Origin of the sequence: Desulfovibrio sp. Huiquan2017, from assembly GCF_017351175.1 — a bacterium.
Taxonomy (GTDB): domain Bacteria; phylum Desulfobacterota; class Desulfovibrionia; order Desulfovibrionales; family Desulfovibrionaceae; genus Pseudodesulfovibrio.
On record NZ_JAFMPN010000023.1, the window covers coordinates 1 to 20,167 of the forward strand.

General features: G+C 64.8%; 18 protein-coding genes. 14 read left to right on the plus strand and 4 right to left on the minus strand.

What is annotated here, in order from left to right; genetic code table 11:
* Positions 1-322 precede the first annotated feature (322 nt).
* The 7 genes from J0909_RS17185 to J0909_RS17215 all read left to right on the plus strand — a co-directional run bounded on the left by J0909_RS17185 (position 323) and on the right by J0909_RS17215 (position 9,463).
* Positions 323-1,321, plus strand: a complete 999-nt coding sequence (locus J0909_RS17185) for a DUF3089 domain-containing protein (RefSeq protein WP_207264797.1) — start codon at positions 323-325, stop codon at positions 1,319-1,321.
* Positions 1,322-1,379: 58 nt separating this feature from the next.
* Positions 1,380-2,768 (plus strand): FAD-binding oxidoreductase, encoded by a 1,389-nt coding sequence (locus J0909_RS17190; protein ID WP_207264798.1) that lies wholly within the window; start codon positions 1,380-1,382, stop codon positions 2,766-2,768.
* A gap of 7 nt (positions 2,769-2,775) precedes the next feature.
* Entirely contained in the window at positions 2,776-3,918 is a 1,143-nt protein-coding gene (locus J0909_RS17195; protein ID WP_207264799.1) for a (Fe-S)-binding protein, read from the plus strand.
* Between the two features lie 5 nt (positions 3,919-3,923).
* Complete coding sequence (locus tag J0909_RS17200; protein WP_207264800.1) at positions 3,924-4,817, plus strand: hypothetical protein; 894 nt, start codon at positions 3,924-3,926, stop codon at positions 4,815-4,817.
* A 3-nt stretch (positions 4,818-4,820) separates the two neighbouring features.
* Positions 4,821-5,672: a hypothetical protein gene (locus J0909_RS17205; protein WP_207264801.1), complete on the plus strand. Its 852-nt coding sequence runs from the start codon at positions 4,821-4,823 to the stop codon at positions 5,670-5,672.
* A gap of 187 nt (positions 5,673-5,859) precedes the next feature.
* Positions 5,860-8,406 (plus strand): preprotein translocase subunit SecA, encoded by a 2,547-nt coding sequence (secA, locus tag J0909_RS17210; RefSeq protein WP_207264803.1) that lies wholly within the window; start codon positions 5,860-5,862, stop codon positions 8,404-8,406.
* 124 nt (positions 8,407-8,530) lie between these two features.
* The gene (locus tag J0909_RS17215) at positions 8,531-9,463 is read left to right on the plus strand and encodes a hypothetical protein (RefSeq protein ID WP_207264804.1); all 933 of its coding nucleotides are present in this window, start codon (positions 8,531-8,533) and stop codon (positions 9,461-9,463) included.
* Between the two features lie 6 nt (positions 9,464-9,469).
* Here J0909_RS17215 and J0909_RS17220 read toward each other — a convergent pair whose 3' ends face one another.
* Positions 9,470-9,727, minus strand: coding sequence for a hypothetical protein (locus J0909_RS17220; protein ID WP_207264806.1), 258 nt, complete (start codon positions 9,725-9,727; stop codon positions 9,470-9,472).
* A gap of 13 nt (positions 9,728-9,740) precedes the next feature.
* On the minus strand, positions 9,741-10,253 hold the full coding sequence (locus J0909_RS17225; RefSeq protein WP_286182120.1) for a CreA family protein: 513 nt from the start codon (positions 10,251-10,253) through the stop codon (positions 9,741-9,743).
* 94 nt (positions 10,254-10,347) lie between these two features.
* On the opposite strand from J0909_RS17225, the gene J0909_RS17230 reads away from it, so the two are divergent.
* Positions 10,348-11,835, plus strand: a complete 1,488-nt coding sequence (locus J0909_RS17230) for a sensor domain-containing diguanylate cyclase (protein ID WP_207264808.1) — start codon at positions 10,348-10,350, stop codon at positions 11,833-11,835.
* 12 nt (positions 11,836-11,847) lie between these two features.
* Here the strand turns inward: J0909_RS17230 and J0909_RS17235 are convergent, their stop codons facing one another.
* Positions 11,848-12,189 carry a DMT family protein gene (locus J0909_RS17235; protein ID WP_207264810.1) on the minus strand — a complete coding sequence of 114 codons (342 nt, stop codon included), beginning with the start codon at positions 12,187-12,189 and terminating at the stop codon, positions 11,848-11,850.
* Positions 12,190-12,459: 270 nt separating this feature from the next.
* Here J0909_RS17235 and J0909_RS17240 point away from each other — a divergent pair, with 270 nt between their 5' ends.
* Positions 12,460-12,654: a hypothetical protein gene (locus J0909_RS17240; RefSeq protein WP_207264812.1), complete on the plus strand. Its 195-nt coding sequence runs from the start codon at positions 12,460-12,462 to the stop codon at positions 12,652-12,654.
* The gene (locus J0909_RS17245) at positions 12,654-13,613 is read left to right on the plus strand and encodes a ubiquinone/menaquinone biosynthesis methyltransferase (RefSeq protein ID WP_286182121.1); all 960 of its coding nucleotides are present in this window, start codon (positions 12,654-12,656) and stop codon (positions 13,611-13,613) included. Before J0909_RS17240 ends, J0909_RS17245 begins: the two co-directional genes overlap by 1 nt.
* Before the next feature lie 56 nt (positions 13,614-13,669).
* Here J0909_RS17245 and J0909_RS17250 read toward each other — a convergent pair whose 3' ends face one another.
* Complete coding sequence (locus J0909_RS17250; RefSeq protein ID WP_207264814.1) at positions 13,670-13,876, minus strand: DUF2065 domain-containing protein; 207 nt, start codon at positions 13,874-13,876, stop codon at positions 13,670-13,672.
* Positions 13,877-13,935: 59 nt separating this feature from the next.
* Between J0909_RS17250 and J0909_RS17255 the strand changes: the two genes are divergently transcribed.
* From J0909_RS17255 to J0909_RS17270, 4 genes are all read left to right on the plus strand, one after another.
* Positions 13,936-15,258: a nucleotide sugar dehydrogenase gene (locus J0909_RS17255; protein WP_207264816.1), complete on the plus strand. Its 1,323-nt coding sequence runs from the start codon at positions 13,936-13,938 to the stop codon at positions 15,256-15,258.
* Positions 15,259-15,268: 10 nt separating this feature from the next.
* Complete coding sequence (mqnB, locus tag J0909_RS17260) at positions 15,269-15,958, plus strand: futalosine hydrolase (protein ID WP_207264818.1); 690 nt, start codon at positions 15,269-15,271, stop codon at positions 15,956-15,958.
* A gap of 45 nt (positions 15,959-16,003) precedes the next feature.
* The gene (locus J0909_RS17265; RefSeq protein WP_207264821.1) at positions 16,004-16,972 is read left to right on the plus strand and encodes a polyprenyl synthetase family protein; all 969 of its coding nucleotides are present in this window, start codon (positions 16,004-16,006) and stop codon (positions 16,970-16,972) included.
* A 67-nt stretch (positions 16,973-17,039) separates the two neighbouring features.
* On the plus strand, positions 17,040-20,036 hold the full coding sequence (locus J0909_RS17270; RefSeq protein WP_207264823.1) for a phosphoribosylformylglycinamidine synthase subunit PurS: 2,997 nt from the start codon (positions 17,040-17,042) through the stop codon (positions 20,034-20,036).
* Positions 20,037-20,167 lie beyond the last annotated feature (131 nt).

Consider the following 20,167-nt stretch of genomic DNA (forward strand, 5'->3'; position numbering starts at 1 on the left):
AGCCGCCTACGGGCTCTTGGGTCCGCTTCCGCGCGGCAGCAACAACAGCGCAGTTTTTGCTTCCTTTTTTCTGCGCCAGCAAAAAAGGAAGTCGCCGGAAAGGCGAAACAACAACGTAAGGAGGACAACCCGAAGCCCCGGCGCGGAGGCGCGGTCCAACCTTCCGTCAGCAAACCAATTTCCACCACCGCATGGGCGCGAACAAAACCTTCGCGCCCCGCCCAGGCCCACCGCCTGGCGATATCCCTCTTTTTAGGGAGCACGCTTTATTTTTTTTATCGGAATTGCTACGCAGAACCAAACCCCGACCAAGGAGTCGCCCATGCGTTTTATTCGGACCGGAATGCTTTCCCTGTTGATTTGCCTGGCCCTGGCGGGCGCCGCGATGGCCGCCGACACCTCCGATGCGGCCGAATGCGTGCCCGCCTGCCCCGACTACGCGCAGGGAGTGAGCTGGGCTTCGCTGCCGGACAATCCGGACAAGGCCGTGGACGTGTTCTACGTCTATCCGACCATCTATCCCAAGACCTCGCCATTGAACATGGACGTCTTCAACAGCGGACTTCGGGCCGACGTGCAGGGGCTGCTCAAGGCGCAGGCCGGGGTCTACTCGTCCTCGGCCAACCTGTTCGCGCCCTATTACCGCCAGGTGTCCTTCGCGGCCCTCGATCCGAAACAGGACATGACCCTGAACCGCTACTTCCGCATCGGGGCCGACGACGTGCACCGCGCCTTCGACTACTATCTGAATTTTCTCAGCGGCGGCCGCCCGTTCATTCTGGCCGCGCACAGCCAGGGATCAGTGGTCATGCTCGATCTCCTGCGCAGCCGGTTCAAGGACCCGGCCTTGCAAAAGAGGCTCGTGGCCGCCTACGTCATCGGCTATTCCGTGACCCGCGAGGATCTGGAAAAGTACCCGTGGATCAAGCCCGCGCAGGGGGCCGACGATATCGGGGTGGTGGTGTCCTGGAACACCCAGGCGCCGGGGGCCGTCGGGTCGCCCGTGCTGCGGCCGGGAGCCATCTGCATCAACCCGCTCAACTGGAAGACCGACGGAACCATGGCCGACAAGAACCTGAACCTGGGCGCAGTCTTCTTCGACGACTTCAAGGGCAAGGTCCTGCGCGAGGTCCCGCAATACACCGGGGCGCGCGTCAACCTTGAGAACGGAGCCCTGGAGACCGTGCCGCCGGACAAGCTGGTCATCGGGCATTTTCCGCCCGGCGTGCTGCACAAGTTCGACTACGCCTTCTGGTACCGGAATATTGAACACAACGTGCGGACGCGCATCGACGCGTATTTGCAGCGCAACGGTTCCTAGGGCGGACGGGGACGGGGACGCCATTGACAGCCGGGGAGCGCGCTCGTAGGTTCGCCCCATGCCGCAATACGCCAAGTCTCTGACCGACGCCCACCGGGCGTTTTTGACCGATCTGTTCCCTGGCGACGGATGCGTGCTCGACGCCGAGCCGCTCAGCGCCTTTTCCACGGATGCCAGCCGCAACCGGTCCATGCCCTGGGCGGTGGTCCGTCCCGAATGCCGCGAACAGGTGGCGGAACTCCTGCGCTGGGCCGACCTGGAACGCATGCCCATCTACCCTCGGGCGCGGGCCACGGGCCAGGTGGGCAACACCGTGCCGCTTCTGCATGGGGTGACCGTCTCCCTGCTCCGCATGAACCGGATCATCGACATCGACGAGCGGGACTTCGCCGCCGAAGTCGAGCCCGGGGTGATCACCTCGGATTTCCAGGCGGCGTGCGCCGGGAAGCGGCTCTTCTACCCGCCGGACCCGGCCAGCGTGAAAATCTCCACCATGGGCGGGAATATCTCCACCTGCGCGGGCGGCCTGCGGGCCGTCAAATACGGCGTGACCCGCGACTGGGTCCTCGGCGTGGAGGCCGTCCTGCCCGGCGGCCGGATCCTGCGCATGGGCGGCCGGGCCCACAAGGACGTGGTCGGCCTGGACCTCAAGCGCCTCTTCGTGGGCGCGGACGGCAAGCTCGGGCTGATCTCCCGGGCCGTGGTCAAGCTCATTCCCCTGCCCGAGACCTCCAGCTCGGTCCTGGTGGGCTTCGCCGATCTGGCCGGGGCCATGGACGGAGCCATGGCTGTGTTCGGGGCCGGACTGTTGCCCTGCGCCTGTGAATTCATGGACGCGACCACGATCAAGGCCGTGCGTCTGGGCGGGGACATACCCCTGGCCCCGGCGGCGCGGGCCGCGTTGCTTTTCAAGTTCGACGGCACGCGCGAGGGCGTGGCCGCCGAGGTCCGGCGGCTTGAGGATGCGCTGCGTCCCGTGGCCCCGGTCTCCGTCGAGGTAGGCGAGGGCGAGGCCGAGGAGGCCGTCTGGGCCGCGCGCCGCGACATCTCGCCGGGCTCCTATCGACTCCGTCCCGACAAGCTTTCCGAGGACCTGGCCGTGCCGCGCGGCCGTGTGCCCGAATTGGTGGACATCGCCCAGGAAGCGGGGCGGGCTGCCGGGCTGCCCGTGCTTTGCTACGGGCATCTCGGCGACGGCAACATCCATACCAACATCATGCACGACGCGTCCCGGCCCGAGGAGGTCCGTGCCGCGCATCAGGTCAAGGAGCGGTTGTTTCGGGCCGCTGTGGAACTGGGCGGAACCATCTCGGGCGAGCACGGCACCGGCCTGACCAAAGCCTCCTTCGTGCCCGAGCAGCTCGGTCCGGACCAGCTCCAGCTCATGGAGAGCGTGCGCCGCGTCTTCGACCCCCACGAGATCATGAACCCCGGCAAAGGGTGGTAGGGCGGTCATGTCCGACAGCATCCGCGAACACGTTTCCCACTGTATCCTGTGCGGCAAGTGCCTTCAGGCCTGTCCTCTGTTGCGGGCCACGGGCCGCGAGGAGCTGGGCCCGCGCTCCAAGTCAGACCTCTGCCGGGTCCTGGCCGAGGACCCGGACAAGCTCTCCGAGACGGACGCCGCCAAACTGGCCGGACTCTGCCTGGGCTGCGGGCGGTGCCGTGAGGTCTGCTCCCAGGGCCAGGACGTGCCCGGCCTGGTGGCTGCCCTGCGGGGGGCGCACCCCGATTTCAGGTCATGGCTGTGGAAGACCTGGCTGACCCGAGCCCGGCAACTCTGGTCGCCCGGCTCCAAGGCCGCCGCCCTCATTCCCGAGCGGTTCCGCACCGAAAAGCTCGGCCCCATGCTCAAGATGCTCGCGGGCATGACCGGCGGGCCGGGGTTGGACCCCTTCCTGACGCCCGAGGTCTTCCCGGACACGTATCGCGGCGAGAAGCTGCTTCTGTTCGCGGGCTGCACGGCCAACTATGTCCAGGGCCGCTGGCTCATGGCCGCCCTGAAGCTGCTGGACGGCCTGGGCGCGGCGGTCCTGCCCGGGCACTTCGACTGTTGCGGCTCGGGCCTCAAGGGGGCGGGGTTCGGCGACGAGGCAGACAAGATGGCCGAGCACAACGTGGCGGTCTGGCGCGAGGCCGGACGGCCGCGCGTGGCCGTGTTCTGCGCCTCCTGCCTGGCCGGGCTGCGGGCTTACGACCGGTTTGAATCCGAGGCGGAAAAGGCGCGGTGGGTCGACTCCCTCCTGCCTCTGTCGGTCGCTGTACGGGATATTGAATTCATGATATCCGATAATGCGCCGGAGCGGCTCGGCTACCATCACCCGTGCCACGCGGGCAAGGACGACCCGGACCGCGCCTTGATTCGGGCGGTTCTGGGGAGTCGGCTGGCCGCATCCACGGACAGGGAATGTTGCGGCTTCGGCGGGGTCATGCGTCTGGCCGCGCCCGGCTTGACCGAGCCGGTCAACCGGCAGTGCTGGGAGGCGCTTCGCGGCGCGGACATGGTCCTTTCGGGCTGTTCCGCTTGCCTGGCCCAGCTCTCGGCTACCGCCCCGGATTCTGTTGAGGTGGGCCACTGGCTTGAAATCATAAGGTAGATTATATGTCGGACAAGATTTCGCCGTGGGCTGTCGCCCGGGAGGCCGTGGTCCTGAGCTGGCGGCGTAAGTGGACGTTTTTCGGACTGTCGCTGGTCGTCCTCGCGCCGATGCTGGCGGTCATGGGCTTGGCGAGTTCCTGGCGCGGTCCGGGCGTGGCTCTGGCGTTTTGCCTCCACATCCTGGCGTCGCTCTTCTTGATGACCACGGCCAACCATCTGGCCGTGACCATGCAGCGCGGGGCTGGCGCGGCCCTGCCGCATCCCTTCTGGCCGACCATGGGCCGGGTCTTTGTCCGGGGGCTGGTCCTCGTGGCCGTGGTCTTCGGCGTCCTGCTTGTGGCCGGAATTCCGATAGGCGCCCTGGCCTATTCGTCCCTGTCCCATGACTCCGCCGGTCCGGCCGGGCTGAGTCCGGCCCTGTTTGCGCTGTTCGCCATTGCGGGGAGCGTCGTCTATGCCTTTCTCTTCGGTCTGTTCCTGCGGCTCATGGTCATGATTCCCGGCGCGGCCGTGGGCCGCGTGGTCGGGGTGCGCGAAGCCTTGGCCCTGACCCGGGGCCACGCCTGGCGCATGTTCTGGTCCACAATGATCGTGGCGCTGCCGGTCATGATCCTGACCGGGCTCTTCGAGGTCTTCATCGCCACTTCCGCCACGGACGGCGAGATTGGCGCGGGCGTCATCCTGCTGTTTCTTTTCCTGCTGGTCTTCGACCTGTTCGTCTGGATCGTCATGCTGGTTATGAACGCGGTCTGGTACGAGAAGCTGTGCCTGCGGATGCATACCGCCCGGGACGGTTCCGGGCCCGCGTTTGCCTTCGCGCCCGCGCCCGACCCGCGCGCCGGTTCCGGTGTGGGGCCCTATGCGGACCTGCCCGACGACATGACCGGCGGAAAATAGCCCGTGTCGGGCGTCCCCTGGTTCCTGCGCCTGGAGGCGGTGTGGAATAGCGATTGGCGGCAGGTCGCCGGGGCGCTTCGCGATGCCCAGCGTCATGTCGGCGCCCACCCGTTGTCCTTCGGCGGCTTTGTCCTGGCATGGCTCGTACCGCTGCTGCCCTGGACGGCCTGGCTGCCGGTATCCTTTTTTCTGCAATCCGGGGAGTCCCGAACGTCCCTGGCGCTCGTCGTCTGGGCCCATTCCTTCTGTGCCCTGGCGGTCGAGGCGGCGATCTGCCTGTTCCTGTTTCGGCAATATGTCCTCGCGGTCCGGGGCGGCGGGGAGGCGCTTTTCGCAAAAGGCCTGCGGCGATGGGGCCGGAGCCTGCCGTTTTTCTTGGGCGCATATGCCGTCCATTGGGGGGCGGGTATGGCCCTGGCTCTGTCGCTTCCCCTGTTTTCTGCGCCGGAAGCGGGACTCTCGTGGGCTGTGATGACCTTGAAATGGCAATTGGTGGAATTTTTCGCACGCCTGCCCGTGTTCTGGATCGTCTGCCGGTTCGGCGGCGCACCGGGGGCGGTCGCCGCGGGGGACGATCCGGCCATGCGGCGGGCCTGGGGGATGACCGCCGGGCGCACTCGCGTCCTCCTGTACACCTGCCTGCTGTGGTTCCTGGTGCAACGCACCCTGCCCGGCTTCGCCGTTTTCCCCCTATATGAGCTGGCGGGCCGGGCCCTGTCCGTTCCGGTGGATTGGCTGTTCTGGTTCCGGCAGCTGTACGCGGCGGCCGTGTGGGCGTTTTTCACGTTGGTCGGCGCGGCCTGGTACGAACGGTTGCGTCCGTCGGAGCCTGGGGCGGAATCGCCGCGCGCGTAACCGTATTTCCCGTCCTGCCCGGCCCTTTTACGCCCGGCCCGCTTTATGCTATTCCTGTCCGCGCCGGGGCAAAAGAGGGTTTGTCACGCGATTGTCGCGTTGACTTTCCCTTTTCCGACTTTATCATGCGTTACAGCGTCCGCGGCCGCGCATTCCGGCCGCCAAAGATTTCCTGGAGAATCCATACATGCTCAAAATGCTCTTCGGTTCAAAGAACGACCGATACCTCAAGAAACTCAAGCCGATCATCGCGCAGGTCAATGCGCTTGAACCGGAGATGCTGGCCCTGTCCGACATTGATTTCCCGGCCAAAATCGCGGCCTGGAAGGGACAGGTGGCCGCAGGCGAGAAGACCCTGGACGACCTGCTGCCCGAATGTTTCGCTCTGGTCCGCGAGGCGGGCAAGCGCGCCTTCGACCCGCCCATGCGCCACTTCGACGTCCAGCTCATCGGCGGCATCGTCCTGCACCAGGGCAAGATCGCCGAGATGAAGACCGGCGAGGGCAAGACCTTGGTCGCCACCCTGGCCGTGGTCCTCAACGCCTTGTCCGGCAAGGGCGTGCACGTGGTTACGGTCAACGACTACCTGGCCAAGCGCGACGCCGAGTGGATGGGGCAGCTGTACAACTTCCTCGGCCTGACCGTGGGCGTCATCGTCCACGGCCTGAACGACCAGGAGCGCCAGGAGGCCTACCGGGCGGACATCACCTACGGGACCAACAACGAGTTCGGCTTCGACTACCTGCGCGACAACATGAAGTTCTACAAGGAACAACTGGTCCAGCGCCCGCTGAATTTCGCCATCGTCGACGAAGTGGACTCCATCCTTATCGACGAGGCCCGGACCCCGTTGATCATCTCCGGCCCGGGCGAGAAGTCCTCGGGCCTGTACCGCCGCGTGGACGCCATCGTGCCCCAGCTGGTCAAGTCCAGCCCCACGGACCCCGAGGACAAGGACGCCGTGCCCGATGGCGATTTCGTCCTGGACGAGAAGACCAAGTCCATTACCCTGACCGACGCGGGCGTGGAGAAGATCGAGGGGCTGCTCGGCGTGGACAATCTGTTCGACCCGCAGAACATCGCGCTCCAGCACCACGTGCTCCAGGCGGTCAAGGCGCACCACTGCTTCCAGCGCGACGTGGAATACATCGTCAAGGACGACCAGGTGGTTCTGGTGGACGAATTCACCGGCCGCCTCATGCCGGGCCGCCGTCTGTCCGACGGGCTGCACCAGGCCATCGAGGCCAAGGAAAACGTCAAGGTCGAGGCCGAGAACCAGACGCTGGCGTCCATCACCTTCCAGAACTATTTCCGCATGTACGAGAAGCTGGCGGGCATGACCGGCACGGCCGACACCGAGGCCGTGGAGTTCCAGCAGATCTACGGGCTTGAGGTCATCGTCATCCCGACCAACATGCCCATGGTCCGCGCGGACAACCCGGACTCCATCTACAAGACCCAGGAAGAGAAATACAAGGCCATCGCTGCGGATATCGAGGATTGTTACCGGCGCGGCCAGCCCACCCTGGTGGGCACGGTCTCCATCGAGAAGTCCGAGTTGCTCTCCAATCTGCTGACCAAGCGCAAGGTCCCGCACAACGTGCTCAACGCCAAGCAGCACGAGCGCGAGGCCGAGATCGTTCTGGAAGCGGGCCACAAGGGCAAGGTGACCATCGCCACCAACATGGCTGGGCGTGGTACGGACATCAAGCTTGGCGAGGGCGTCCGAGAACTGGGCGGCCTGCATATCATCGGCACCGAGCGACACGAGTCCCGGCGCATCGACAACCAGTTGCGCGGCCGCGCGGGCCGTCAGGGCGACCCGGGTTCCTCCCGCTTCTATCTGGCGCTCGACGACGACCTCATGCGCCTGTTCGGCTCCGACCGTCTCAAGAACATCATGGAGAAGCTCGGGCTGGAGGACGGCATGGCCATCGAGAACAAGATGGTCAGCAACGCCATCGAGAAATCCCAGACCCGCGTGGAAGGGCATCACTACGAGATCCGCAAGCAGCTCCTCGAATACGACGACGTCATGAACCAGCAGCGCGAGGCCATCTACGGCCTGCGGCGCGAACTCATGGAGTCCAAGGAAGTCGAGCCCATCGCCATGGAGTACGCCGACGACCTCCTGGGCGACATCCTTGAACCCGCCCTGGACATGAAGGGCGGCACGGACAAGGAGACCCGGGAATCTGTGCGGGCCCGCCTTGAGGAAGTCTTCAATTTTGAGCGGTTCCCCGACTGGGCCAAGTCCGATCTGCCGGACATGGACCAGGCCCGCAAATGGATGGACGAGATCTTCGCCTACCTGCGCGCCTCCACCGGCGAACACTACCAGGAGATTCTGCGCTATTTCCTGCTCGATTCCCTGGATCGCAACTGGAAGGAACACCTGCTGAACATGGACCATCTGCGCGACGGTATCGGCCTGCGCGGCTATGGTCAGAAGGACCCCAAGCAGGAATACAAGCGCGAGGGTTTCGAGCTCTTTTCCGAGCTGATCTACACCATCAAGGAGAACGCCCTGCGTTCCTTCTCCCACTTGCGCATCCAGGCCGAGGTCAGTGACGAAGAGTTCAAGCACGAGGACACGGACGATCTCCAGTACACGGACAGCGAGTCCGCCCAGGAGAAGAAGCCGGCCACGGTACGCAAGGACGCCAAGATCTCGCGCAACGCCCCCTGCCCCTGCGGCAGCGGCAAGAAGTACAAGAAGTGCTGCGGGGCTTGATCCCCGGGCGCGGCATGCCGCTATTCAGACCCGGCCCGGCGCACGCCGCGCCGGGTCTTTTTTTGCGCTCCGAACGGGCTGGGCGTTCTTGCCTTCGCCCGGGCGACGGTGTATCCCACGCGGCATGTTCCGCGCCCTCGCCATTCTTCTGATATTGCTCTGCAGCGCGCCCTGCGCCCTGGCCGACACCAGTCTGACCATGGGCGACGAGCCCGGTTTTCTGCTGGCCGCGCCCAGCAATGTGAACCAGAACCTGCAATTGCAAGGGGACATGAGCTGGGTGGGCGAAGCGGATTTCTCCAACGGCCTGGGTCGCGTGTCCGTGACCAGCGCCTCCATCTCCGCAGATTACTACATCTTTCATCTGTCCTACACACTCGACGACTTCCAGTGGACCGGAAAATCCGAGTTGGGCCGCCGGTTCGACTCCGGGTCCGCGGTCACTCCGTGGGAGTCGCTTCAGAACGTCACCGCTCAAGCCAGGATGTTCAACAACCGGTTGGGGGACAATTGGCGGTACTGGTTCAACGGGGAAGTGGACGCCTCCTACGAGAAGACCCTCCCGGGGGCCCTGGGCGTGGGTTTCGACGGCGGCGTGGCCTATGACTTTTGGGACGGCTGGATGCTCGGCATCACCGCCCGGACCGTGGCCCTGTCGGCCCTGAGCCGCGACCTGTTCGGCGATGTGGAGTTCGGCCTGGCCGTGGCCGTGTCGCAGAAGACCCTGCGCCGGACGCTCCAATCCGTGGGCCTGATCAAGGACGGCAAGTCGGGCTCGGAAAACATCGGCCTGAACTTCGCCCTTACCACCCAGGACAAGACCTATCGGCTGGCCTCGGACAATCCGCTCTACAGCAACGGCTATCTCGGCGTGGTTCACTCCAAGGTCGGCGTTTACCTGGACTACCTGCCCAACAAGGCCCTGACCTTCAGCATCGGGCCTGAATATCATTATAATCGGAAGTACAAGCTGTACAACAAGACGGGGTCGTACAAGTCGTCTCACGACCTGGACAACGCGCTGGGCGGCTACGCCCGGATTCTCTGGCGGTTCTGACCGGAATCAGTCCGTTGGAGCGAGTTGCTCGCCGCCCCCGGTTCCCATCCGCCAACGGGCCGCGTCGGCTGGCTCGGAACCGCTGCCGAGGACCTTGCGGGCCAGGGTCCAGACTTCGTCCATCTCCCCGGGGGTGAGGGCATAGCCCCGATCCAGGATATAGGCCTCCAGGGCAGGCCGGTCCTGAATGGTCATGGCTTCGCGGATCATCTCCTGGTCGGCCAGGGCGTCGCCCATCAGCCGCGATAGTTCGTCTCTGCTCATGGTAGGTCCTCCGTCACTTCACCTTGACACAGGTGATGCTGTTCTTGGGCGAACCCTCGACGATGCGGTCGCTGTAGACCATATAGACGAGGACGTCCCGTTTCTGATCGTAGAACCGGACCACCTGCATGGATTTGAAGACCAGAGAGGTGCCCTTCTTGAAGACCTTTTCGCCGTCGGACTTGCCGTTTTTGACCCGTTCGGGCACGTGGATGTCGCCGGTGGCCAGGCACATGATCGAGGCGTCGGACGGGTCCTCCGCCACGCCGATCATGCCCTTGACCCCGCCTTTGCGCGCCCGGCTCAGGTAGCAGGTCACGCCGTCCACGTCCGGGTCGTCGAAGGCTTCCAGCATGATGTCGTCGTCCCTGGAGAACATGTGGAAGACCGTGTCCACGCTGCCGATGACCTCCGACGCCACGGGTGCGGGAAATACCGCACACAGGAGCAGGGCGAGCAGGAGCGTGCGGATCGTCCCGGTCCACCGTCTTTTCCGGCGAGTCTTAAGAAAGTCTAGAGTACTCATTCGAATTGCCTATCAATACAAGTTCAAGAAAGCAAGAATGATTATTCTCATCCGATTCTTGACCTCGGCGGGCCGATAGTGTGGAGTAGGGCCGATGCCCATAGAGACCGGAATGTTCGATGGATTGGGGGCCTCATACGAGGATGGCAGCAAAGCGGCCCTGCTTTCGGCCATAGCCCGAAGCGCCGAAGAGTTGACCTCGGGCAAGGGCTGGCCCGAAGGCGTCAACGACCTGCTGGCCGCATTGGGGCGCGTCACCGGCGTGAGCCGGGTGTGGATTTTTCAGACCGTGGCCCTGACCCCGACCCACATTACCCAGAATTACGCCTTCGAGTGGGCGGCCGAGCCCCGTTACCGGCAGATCGGCATGCCCATGTTCTCCATGTTCACCAACCCCATCGACCAGCCCGGCTACAGGGAACTGATCCAAAGCCGCCGGAACGGGGAATGGCAGAAGATCCTGACCCGCCACCTGGTCCCGGGTTGGCTGTTTGACAGCCAGACCTTGCAGGGAATCAAGTCCATGCTGACCATCCCGGTCATGGTCGATGACGAGTGGTGGGGAACCCTGGGGTTCGACGACTGCGAGCGCGAATACGACTGGACCGACGTGGAGATCGCCCTGCTGCGCACGGCGGCCTATCTCATATCCAACGCCGTGCTTCGCGACCGGCTTTCCGCCAAGCGCAAGCAGTTCGACATCCTGCGCCGGATCACCGACAGCTCGGCCTGGTCCTTCGACTTCACCACCGGCCAGGTGTGGTGCGCGGCTGAACTCATTCATTCCATGCCCATGCCCGCCGAGAACATTTACCTTTCCCTGCGCGCCGGGCTCCGCCTGCTCCATCCCCCGGATCGGCATGCGCTGCTCAGGTCCGTGCGCGATCACATGCTCGGGAACAAGGACGTCTTCCGCCAGGACCTTCGCCTGGTCACGGACTGTGGCGACCTTCGTTGGGTGGAACTTGTCGGCAACCTTCGGCGCAGCGGCAACGGTCGGCCCGAGCAGCTCGCGGGTATCGCCGTGGACATTCGGGCGCGCAAGCAGGAAGAGGAGCGGCTTCGGGAGGAGGCGGGCACCGACCCGCTGACCGGGGTGCTCAACCGGCGCATGTTCTGGCGTGAAATGCAAGCCCAGCTGGATCTGGCCGTGGACCAGGGCGACCCTTTCGCCCTGCTCGTGCTGGACATCGATCATTTCAAGATCCTGAACGACAACTACGGCCACGGCGTGGGCGACGTGATTTTGCGCGGCTTTGCCGAGCGCTGCGCCTCGGCCGTGCGCAGCCAGGACCTCGTCGCCCGTATGGGCGGCGATGAGTTCGTCATCCTCCTGCCCGGCAAGCGCTGCCGGGCCGCCCGCAACGTGGCCGAGCGCATCCTGGAGAACGTGGCCTCCGCCCCGTTCCCTGTGGATGCCCGGGATCACCAGGTCACGGCCAGCATCGGCCTGTACATTCACGACGGTTCCCTGTCCACTCCGGCCCGGGTCTTCGAGCGCGCGGACGAGGCCTTGTATCGGGCCAAGCGTCAGGGCCGCAACCGGCTGGCCGAGGCCGGGGAGTGCCTTTGCGCGGAGTGACCGGTCCCGGTTTCAGGAACGGAAAATGAAATAGACCGCCCCGAGTAGGCAGAACGCGGCCCACAGGTAATCGAGCTTGAGGGGCTGGTGCATGTACAGCAGGCAGAACGGCGCGAACACGGCCAGGGCGATGACCTCCTGCATGATCTTGAGCTGCGGCAGGGTCATGGTGGTGTAGCCCAACCGGTTGGCCGGGACCTGGATCAGGTATTCGAACAGGGCGATGCCCCAGCTTACGAGGGCCGCCACGTACCATGGACGCTGGTTCAGCTCCTTGAGATGGGCATACCAGGCGAAGGTCATGAATACGTTGGACGCGGTCAGCAGCAGGGCGGTATAAAGGGGAATGCGCATGGACACCTCGACGGGAAAGGGTACCCGACTCGCCGGGCCCGGGCGACGGTAGGGCGGACCGGCCTCGCAGTCCAGCGAAATCCGCACGGCGCGGCGATTTTATCGGGTCCAAAGTCCTCGACGAACGGTTCGGCGCATGGTACGAATCCCGAAAAAAGAGAGGGGCTTTCAGGTTTCTCCCTTTTCCCCGCCCGGCTATACCCTGACTATGTTGGTCAAGGCCATTTCCCACCGGGCGGTTTTTCCTTTGACGACCGGGAGTATGTTCTCATGGACAAGTACGACAAGCAGGCATTGCAGGTGGCCAAGGAAGTGGTCATCAAATTCATCGAGGTGGGGCGCATCTCCCCCTCCAATTTCGGTCAGAATTTCGACGTCATCTACAAGGACATCATGCGCACCATCACCGGCGTGACCGCCGGGGACGGCTCGCGCGCCGCGATCATCGAGGACGAGGCCGAATAATGGCCCGCCCCGAATGCGCGTCCCACACCGGAGCTTCCACCCATGCCGAGCACGGCAAGAGGGTGGCGGACATGTTCGGCCGCATCGCCGGGTGGTATGACTTTCTGAACCACGCCCTGTCCGGGGGCCAGGATATCTACTGGCGCTATCGGTTGGCCCGGGCGGCCCGCCCCGAGCCGGGCGGCATGGTCCTGGACCTGGCCGCCGGAACCATGGACGTGTCCGTGGAGCTGCTGCGGCAGTACCCGGACTGCAAGGTGGCGGCCCTTGATTTCACCCTGCCCATGCTTGAGAACGGCAAGGCCAAGAAATTGAGGCACGGCCGTGAAGAGCGCATCTTTCCGGTCCAGGCGGACGGCCGCAACCTGCCCTTGCCGGACGAATGCATGGCCGCGGCCACCATCGCTTTCGGCATCCGCAACATCCTGCCCCGCGCGGAGGCCTATGCCGAGTTCCTGCGGGTTCTCAAGCCCGGAGCGCGGCTGTGCATCCTTGAATTCGGCACCGGGTCCAAGCGGGTCTGGAAGGGATTGTACAATTTCTACCTGGACAAGGTCCTGCCGTTTATCGGCGACCGCATTTCCGGCGATCCCGTCGCGTACCGTTATCTGGCCGAGACCATAAAAACGTTTCCCGACGAACGGGCCCTGGGGTTGGAACTGCTTGAAGCGGGTTTCGAGCGGGTCTACAACGTGCCCATGATGTCCGGCATCGTCTACCTGCACGTGGCGGAAAAGCCATCCGGCGAACCGGCCTCGGAGCCGGTCGCGAACGAGCCTGCGATTCCCGCGAAAAAGGCCCCCACCCCCAAATCCCCGGCAAAGGGGGCTTCCTCGGAGAAGGTCTCCGTAAAGAAGGCGGCCCCGAAACGGTCCGCGTCGAAGACGGCGAAGGCCTCCCCGGGAAAGAAGAAGGCGCCGAAAGGAACGGCCGTGGGGAAATCCGCGAAAAGGGGGTAGCGTGGCGGAATGCCGATTTCCGGGGAACGCCCCGGGGGTTCTGGACAGCCCGCCCGTTATGGGGATAAGGAGCGGCCGAACGAGATGATCAGCAGGCCGAGAATGATGGCCACGAGGCCGACGAAGCGCAGGAATTTGGGCGGCTGGACAGCCAATCGCGCCAGCAGTCCGGGCATGCGCTCGGCGAACAGGAAGTAAAGGACGCCTTCGAGTACCAGGGCCAACCCCATGGCGGCGAAGAGCAGCGGCCAGTCGATGTTCATGGTGTGCAGTAAGCCACAGAACCCGGTTGGTGTCCACCCATGGAATAAAGGAGTACGGAATGGATATGGTTAATTTCGAGCGGTTGCAGGCCAAAGAGGATGCCATCGCCGTGATCGGTTTGGGATATGTCGGCCTGCCCCTGGCTGTGGCGTTGGGCCGTCATTTCAAGGTGATCGGCGTGGATGTGTCGGAACGGCGCGTGGCCGAGTTGAAACTGCGCATCGACCGGACCAACGAGGTGGACTTCGACACCGTGGGCGACGACGTGGACCTGACCCTGACCTCGGATCTCACCAGTCTGGCCAATGCCCGGCTCATCCTGGTGGCCGTGCCCACGCCCATCGACGAATTTCGTTCCCCGGACCTGAGCCCCGTGCGCGGGGCCACCGCCTCGGTGGGCATGTATCTCCAGCCCGGTTCCGTGGTGGTCTATGAATCCACGGTCTACCCCGGCCTGACCGAAGAGGTCTGCGTGCCCATTCTGGAGACCGAGTCCGGGCTCAAGTGCGGCTCCGACTTCTGCGTGGGCTATTCGCCCGAGCGCATCAACCCGGGCGACAAGGTCCATCGGCTGGAGACCATCACCAAGATCGTGGCCGGACAGGACGCGGCCACCGGCAAGCTGCTCCAGCAGGTTTACGGCACCGTGGTCCAGGCGGGCACCCACCTGGCTCCGGACATCCGCACGGCCGAAGCCGCCAAGGTGATCGAGAACACTCAGCGCGACTTGAACATCGCCCTCATGAACGAGCTGGCCCTGATATTCGAGACCATGGGCATCGATACTCTGGACGTGCTCGAAGCCGCGGGCACCAAGTGGAATTTCCTGCCGTTCCGGCCCGGCCTGGTGGGCGGACACTGCATCGGCGTGGACCCGTACTACCTGACCTTCAAGGCCCAGGCCCTGGGGTTGCATCCTCACGTCATCCTGGCCGGCCGCGAGATCAACGACAACATGGGCAAATTCATCGCCGAGGCGACCATCAAGAAGCTCATCCGGAACGACCACAAGATCATGGGCGCCCGCGTGGGTGTGCTCGGCCTGACTTTCAAGGAGAACGTGCCCGACCTGCGCAACACCCGGGTGGTGGATATCCTGGCCGAACTCGCCGACTACGGCGTGGATGTGCTGGTTCATGACGCCCAGGCCGACCCCGAGGAGGCCCGGCGGGAGCTGGGCGTGACTCTGCGCTCGCTGGACGAGTTCCGCGACCTGGACGCCCTGATCCTGGCCGTGCCGCACGAGGCCTACCGGTCCATCGCGGTCAAGGAGCTGAAGGGCTGGTTCGCGGACCCGGCCAAGGCGCTGGTGGTGGACGTCAAGGGGTTCTTCGACCGGGCCGAGCTTGCGGCCGAGGCCGTGGCCTACTGGCGACTGTAGGACGGACGGCATGATCCTGGTCCTTACCGCCACGGCCAACGAGATGCGGGCCGCCTTCCCGAAGGGGCCTGTCCCGGGCCAGGGCGGAACGGCCGAATATGGATTCGGCGGCCGCGACCTGCTCCTGGGCGTGACCGGCGTGGGGCTGGTCAACACGGCCCTGTGCGCCGGGCGGTGGCTGACCCGGCCGGACGTGGACGGGGTGGTCGCCCTGGGCATCGCCGGGGGATACGATCTGGGCGAGACGCCCATGGGCGGCATCTGCTTCGCCTGGCAGGAAACCTGGCCCGAGTACGGGCTGCTGGACGAGGAAGGCGCGGCCGATCCCAAGGGGCTCGGTTTCGCCCACGGCGAGGCCGACGGGCAGAAAATTTGGAACCGGCTCAAGCTTTCGCCGGTCCGTGACGCGAAGCGCATGGGCCTGACTCTGGGCCGGAACTGGCTGCGCGCGACGGGCGTGACCGTGTCCGGCGTGACCGGGACCCCGGAACGGGCGGGCTGGCTCAAGCTCTCCTGCAACGGGCAGATGGAGAACATGGAGGGATTCGGCGCGGCCTATGCGGCCGTTGTCGGCGGGCTTCCCTTCCTGGAGGTGCGGGCCATCTCCAACCTGGTGGGTTCCCGCGAGCCCGAGGACTGGGATCTGAAGGGCGCGCTGCGGTCGCTCTCCGAAGCGACGGGGACGCTATTCGCCGCGTAATACGGGGCTTGCCCCGCAACCAGCAACCTGACATAGTACGCACATATGGACCAACTTCTGCCTTACTTCCAACGGGAACTTCCCGGGATCAATGACTTTCTGGAGCACGAGGCCGACCAGCTCAACGGGCTGGTCCGGGATGTCGCCAAGCACATCATCGGTTCCGGCGGCAAGCGCATCCGGCCCATGCTTACACTCCTGTTCGCCCGGGCGCTCGGTTACGACCGGGACGACTACCTGGACATCGCCTGCGCTCTGGAATTGCTCCACTCGGCCACCCTGCTGCACGACGATTACCTGGACGATGCCGAGCTCCGGCGCGGCCGGGACGCCGCCCATTTGGTTTTCGGCCGGACCGAGACCATTCTGGCGGGGGACGCGCTGCTCGCCCTGGCCAACGCGATGGGCGCGCGCTACGGCAATCCCCGGCTGTCCTGGCTGCTCGCCAAAGGCATTATGGAGACGGCCGTGGGCGAGATTGAGGAGATAGAGTTTTCGCGCAATCCGTCGCTCGACCGCGAGACGTACATGCGCATCATCATCGGCAAGACCGCACGGCTCATCGAGTGTGCCTGCCGGTGCGGCGCGGCCCTGGCCGGGGGGACTCCCGAACAGGAAGACGCGGCGGGCGAGTTCGGCCTGAACGTGGGCATCGCCTTTCAGTTGGTGGACGACGCCCTGGATTACGCATCGCCCACGTCCGAGACCGGCAAGCCCGAGGGCGGCGACCTTCGGGAGGGCAAGATCACCCTGCCGCTCATCCTGCTTATGGAGGAGGGCGACGAGGCCGGGGCCGAGGTTCTGCTGGAGGCCCTGAAAGAAGGCAGTCTGAGCGAGGCTCAGAGCCGCGATGTCCTGGAGCAGGTGCGAGAGGGAGGCTATTCGGAGAAGACCCGCGAGGAAGCCGCCCGATACATCGAAAAGGCCAAGGCGTGCCTGGACGGGTACGAGCCCGGCGACGAGTTGACCGTGCTCCGGCAGGCCGCGGATTTTGTACTGACCCGAACCAAGTGATTTTCAAGGCCGGTCCGGAACGGAGACCGGCCTTTCCGCTTTTTCATACCGAGAGGAGAGACCAGATATGCTTTGTCGTGTGATCGTTGGACTGAAGGAAGGCGTCCGGGACGTGCTCGGCGAGAAAATCGCCCGCAAGATCAGAAGCGAGCTCGGCATGGACGTGGAGGATGTCCGCATCGTCAACGTCTTCACCCTGGAAGGCGTGAGCGAGGAGCAGGTGGGGCTGGTCGTCGAACGGGCCGCCCTGCATGACCCGGTCCTGCACGAAGTGTCGCTCGAACCGCTCGCCCGCGACTTCGACTGGATCATCGAAGTGGGCTTCCGGCCCGGCGTGACGGACAACGAGGGGCGCACCGCCCGCGAGATCCTGGGCGTGGTCCTGGGGTTGTCCAAGGCCGAGCGCGAGGGGATCAAGGTCTACACTTCGCGGCAATATCTCATCCAGGCCGACATGGACGAGGCGGGCGCGCGTCGTATTGCCAGGGACCTCCTGGCCAACGAGCTCATCCAGCGCTTCGAATACAAGTCCGCCGCCCAATGGGCCTCGGACCCCGGTTTCGCGGCCAAGGCCGCCCGGGTCACGGGCCAGGCCTCGGACGCGGTGGCCGTCATTCCCCTGGCCTCCATGTCCGACGGCGAACTCACGGATTTCTCCAGGGCCAACACCCTGGCCCTGTCGCTTCGGGAGCTGCACGACATCCGCGCCTATTTCGCGGACCCGGCGGTCCGGGCCGAGCGGGAACGGATCGGTCTTGCCGCCGATCCCACGGACGCCGAGATCGAAGTTCTGGCCCAGACCTGGTCCGAGCACTGCAAGCACAAGATCTTTTCGGCGAAAATCGAGTACGAGAATACCGAGACCGGCAAGACCGTCGAATATTCGAGCCTGTACAAGACCTTCATCCAGAATTCCACCAAGCAGATCCGGGCGCGCAACGCGGCCTTCCGCGAGGGTGGCGACTACTGCCTGTCGGTTTTCAAGGACAATGCGGGCGTGATCAAGTTCTCCGAGTCCATCAACGTCTGCGTCAAGATGGAGACCCACAACTCTCCGTCCGCCCTGGATCCTTACGGCGGGGCCCTGACCGGCATCGTGGGCGTGAACCGCGATCCCATGGGCACCGGCATGGGGGCGAATCTGCTGTGCAACACCGACGTCTTCTGCTTCGCCTCCCCGTTCCACGAGGGCGAGCTGCCGCCCCGGCTGCTGCACCCGCGCCGCGTGTTCGAGGGCGTGCGCGAGGGCGTGGAGCACGGCGGCAACAAGTCCGGTATTCCCACGGTCAACGGGTCCATCGTCTTTGACGAGCGCTACCTGGGCAAGCCCCTGGTCTATTGCGGGACCATCGGGACCATGCCGGTCACGGTCTCCGGCCATCCGTCCTACGAGAAATGCGCCCTGCCCGGCGACGTCATCGTCATGTCCGGCGGCCGCATCGGCGCGGACGGCATTCACGGCGCCACGTTCTCCTCCGAGGAACTGCACGAGGGTTCCCCGGCCACGGCGGTCCAGATCGGCGATCCCATCACCCAGCGCAAGATGTACGATTTCCTTATGCGCGCCCGCGACCTCGGCCTGTACCACGCCATCACCGACAACGGGGCGGGCGGCCTGTCCTCCTCCGTGGGCGAGATGGCCGAGGATACCGGCGGCTTCGACATGGATCTGAAAAAGGCCCCGCTCAAGTACGACGGGTTGCGCCCTTGGGAAATTCTCATTTCCGAGGCCCAGGAACGCATGACCATGGCCGTGCCCCCGGACAAGCTCGACGAATTCATGCGTTTGTCCGAGGAAATGGACGTGGAGTCCACGGCGCTGGGCACCTTCACCGACTCGGGCAAGTACCTGGTCCGTTACGGCGACAAGCTGGTCACCTGCCTGGACATGGAATTCCTGCACCACGGCGTGCCGCAGATGGAACTCAAGGCCGTCTGGAAGCGGCCCGAGATCGCCCAGGATGCCGTGCCCGTGGCCGAGGACCAGGATGCGCTGCTCCGGTCCATGCTCGGCCGGCTGAACATTTGCTCCAAGGAATACGTGGTCCGGCAGTACGACCATGAGGTCCAGGGCAAGTCCGCGGTCAAGCCCATGGTCGGCGTGCTCGGCGACGGACCGTCCGACGCGGGCGTCATCCGGCCCGAGTACGGCTCGGACAGGGGACTGGTCGTGTCCCACGGCATCTGCCCGCAGTTTTCGGATTTCGACACCTACTGGATGATGGCCAACGCCATCGACGAGGCCGTGCGCAACGCCGTGGCCGTGGGCGGCGACGTCCGCTACATGGCGGGCGTGGACAACTTCTGCTGGTGCGACCCGGTCCAGTCCGAGTCCACCCCGGACGGCCACTACAAGCTGGCCCAGCTGGTTCGCGCCAACCAGGCCCTGGCCCATTACTGCCTGGGCTTCGGCGTACCCTGCGTGTCCGGCAAAGATTCCATGAAGAACGATTACAAGGGCGGCGGGCGCAAGATCTCCATCCCGCCGACCGTGCTCTTCTCGGTCATCGGCGTCATCCCGGACGTGAACAAGTGCCTGACCTCGGACTTCAAGAAGCCCGGCGACCTCATCTACATGCTCGGCCTGACCCGGTCCGAAATGGGCGGCAGCGAGATCGCCGCCGAACTCGGCTTCTCCGACGCCCGCGTGCCCCAGGTGGATCTGCTGACCGCCAGAAAACGTTATGAGACCGTGTTCGCGGCTGCCGGGGAAGGGCTGATCACCGCTTGCCACGACTGCTCGGACGGCGGACTGGCCGTGGCTCTTGCCGAGATGTGCATCGGCGGGCGGCTGGGCGCGGAAGTGGACCTGGACGAGGTACCGGCCTGCGGCGAGCTCAATGTGACGGGCCTGCTCTACGCCGAGTCGGCCAGCCGGCTGCTGGTCACCGTGGCCCCGGCCGACCGCGATCGGTTCGAGGCCCTGTTCTCCGGACAGGCCTGTGCCTGGATCGGCAATGTCTCCGAGGAACCCGCTCTGACCGCCTCCCTGGGCGATGAGAAAATTCTGGACGCGAACGTGGAGGGACTGGCCACCGCCTTCAAGAAGACCCTGGCCTGGTAGCAGGCCTTACGGATCAATCTTTATACGCCAACCCTTTACCAATAGTGAATAAGTCTCTATAGTGACGAGGTATTTGACCTGGCCGGGGTGAGGGTGCCCGGCCGGTTGCGGCACCGGGTCATATAGCTATG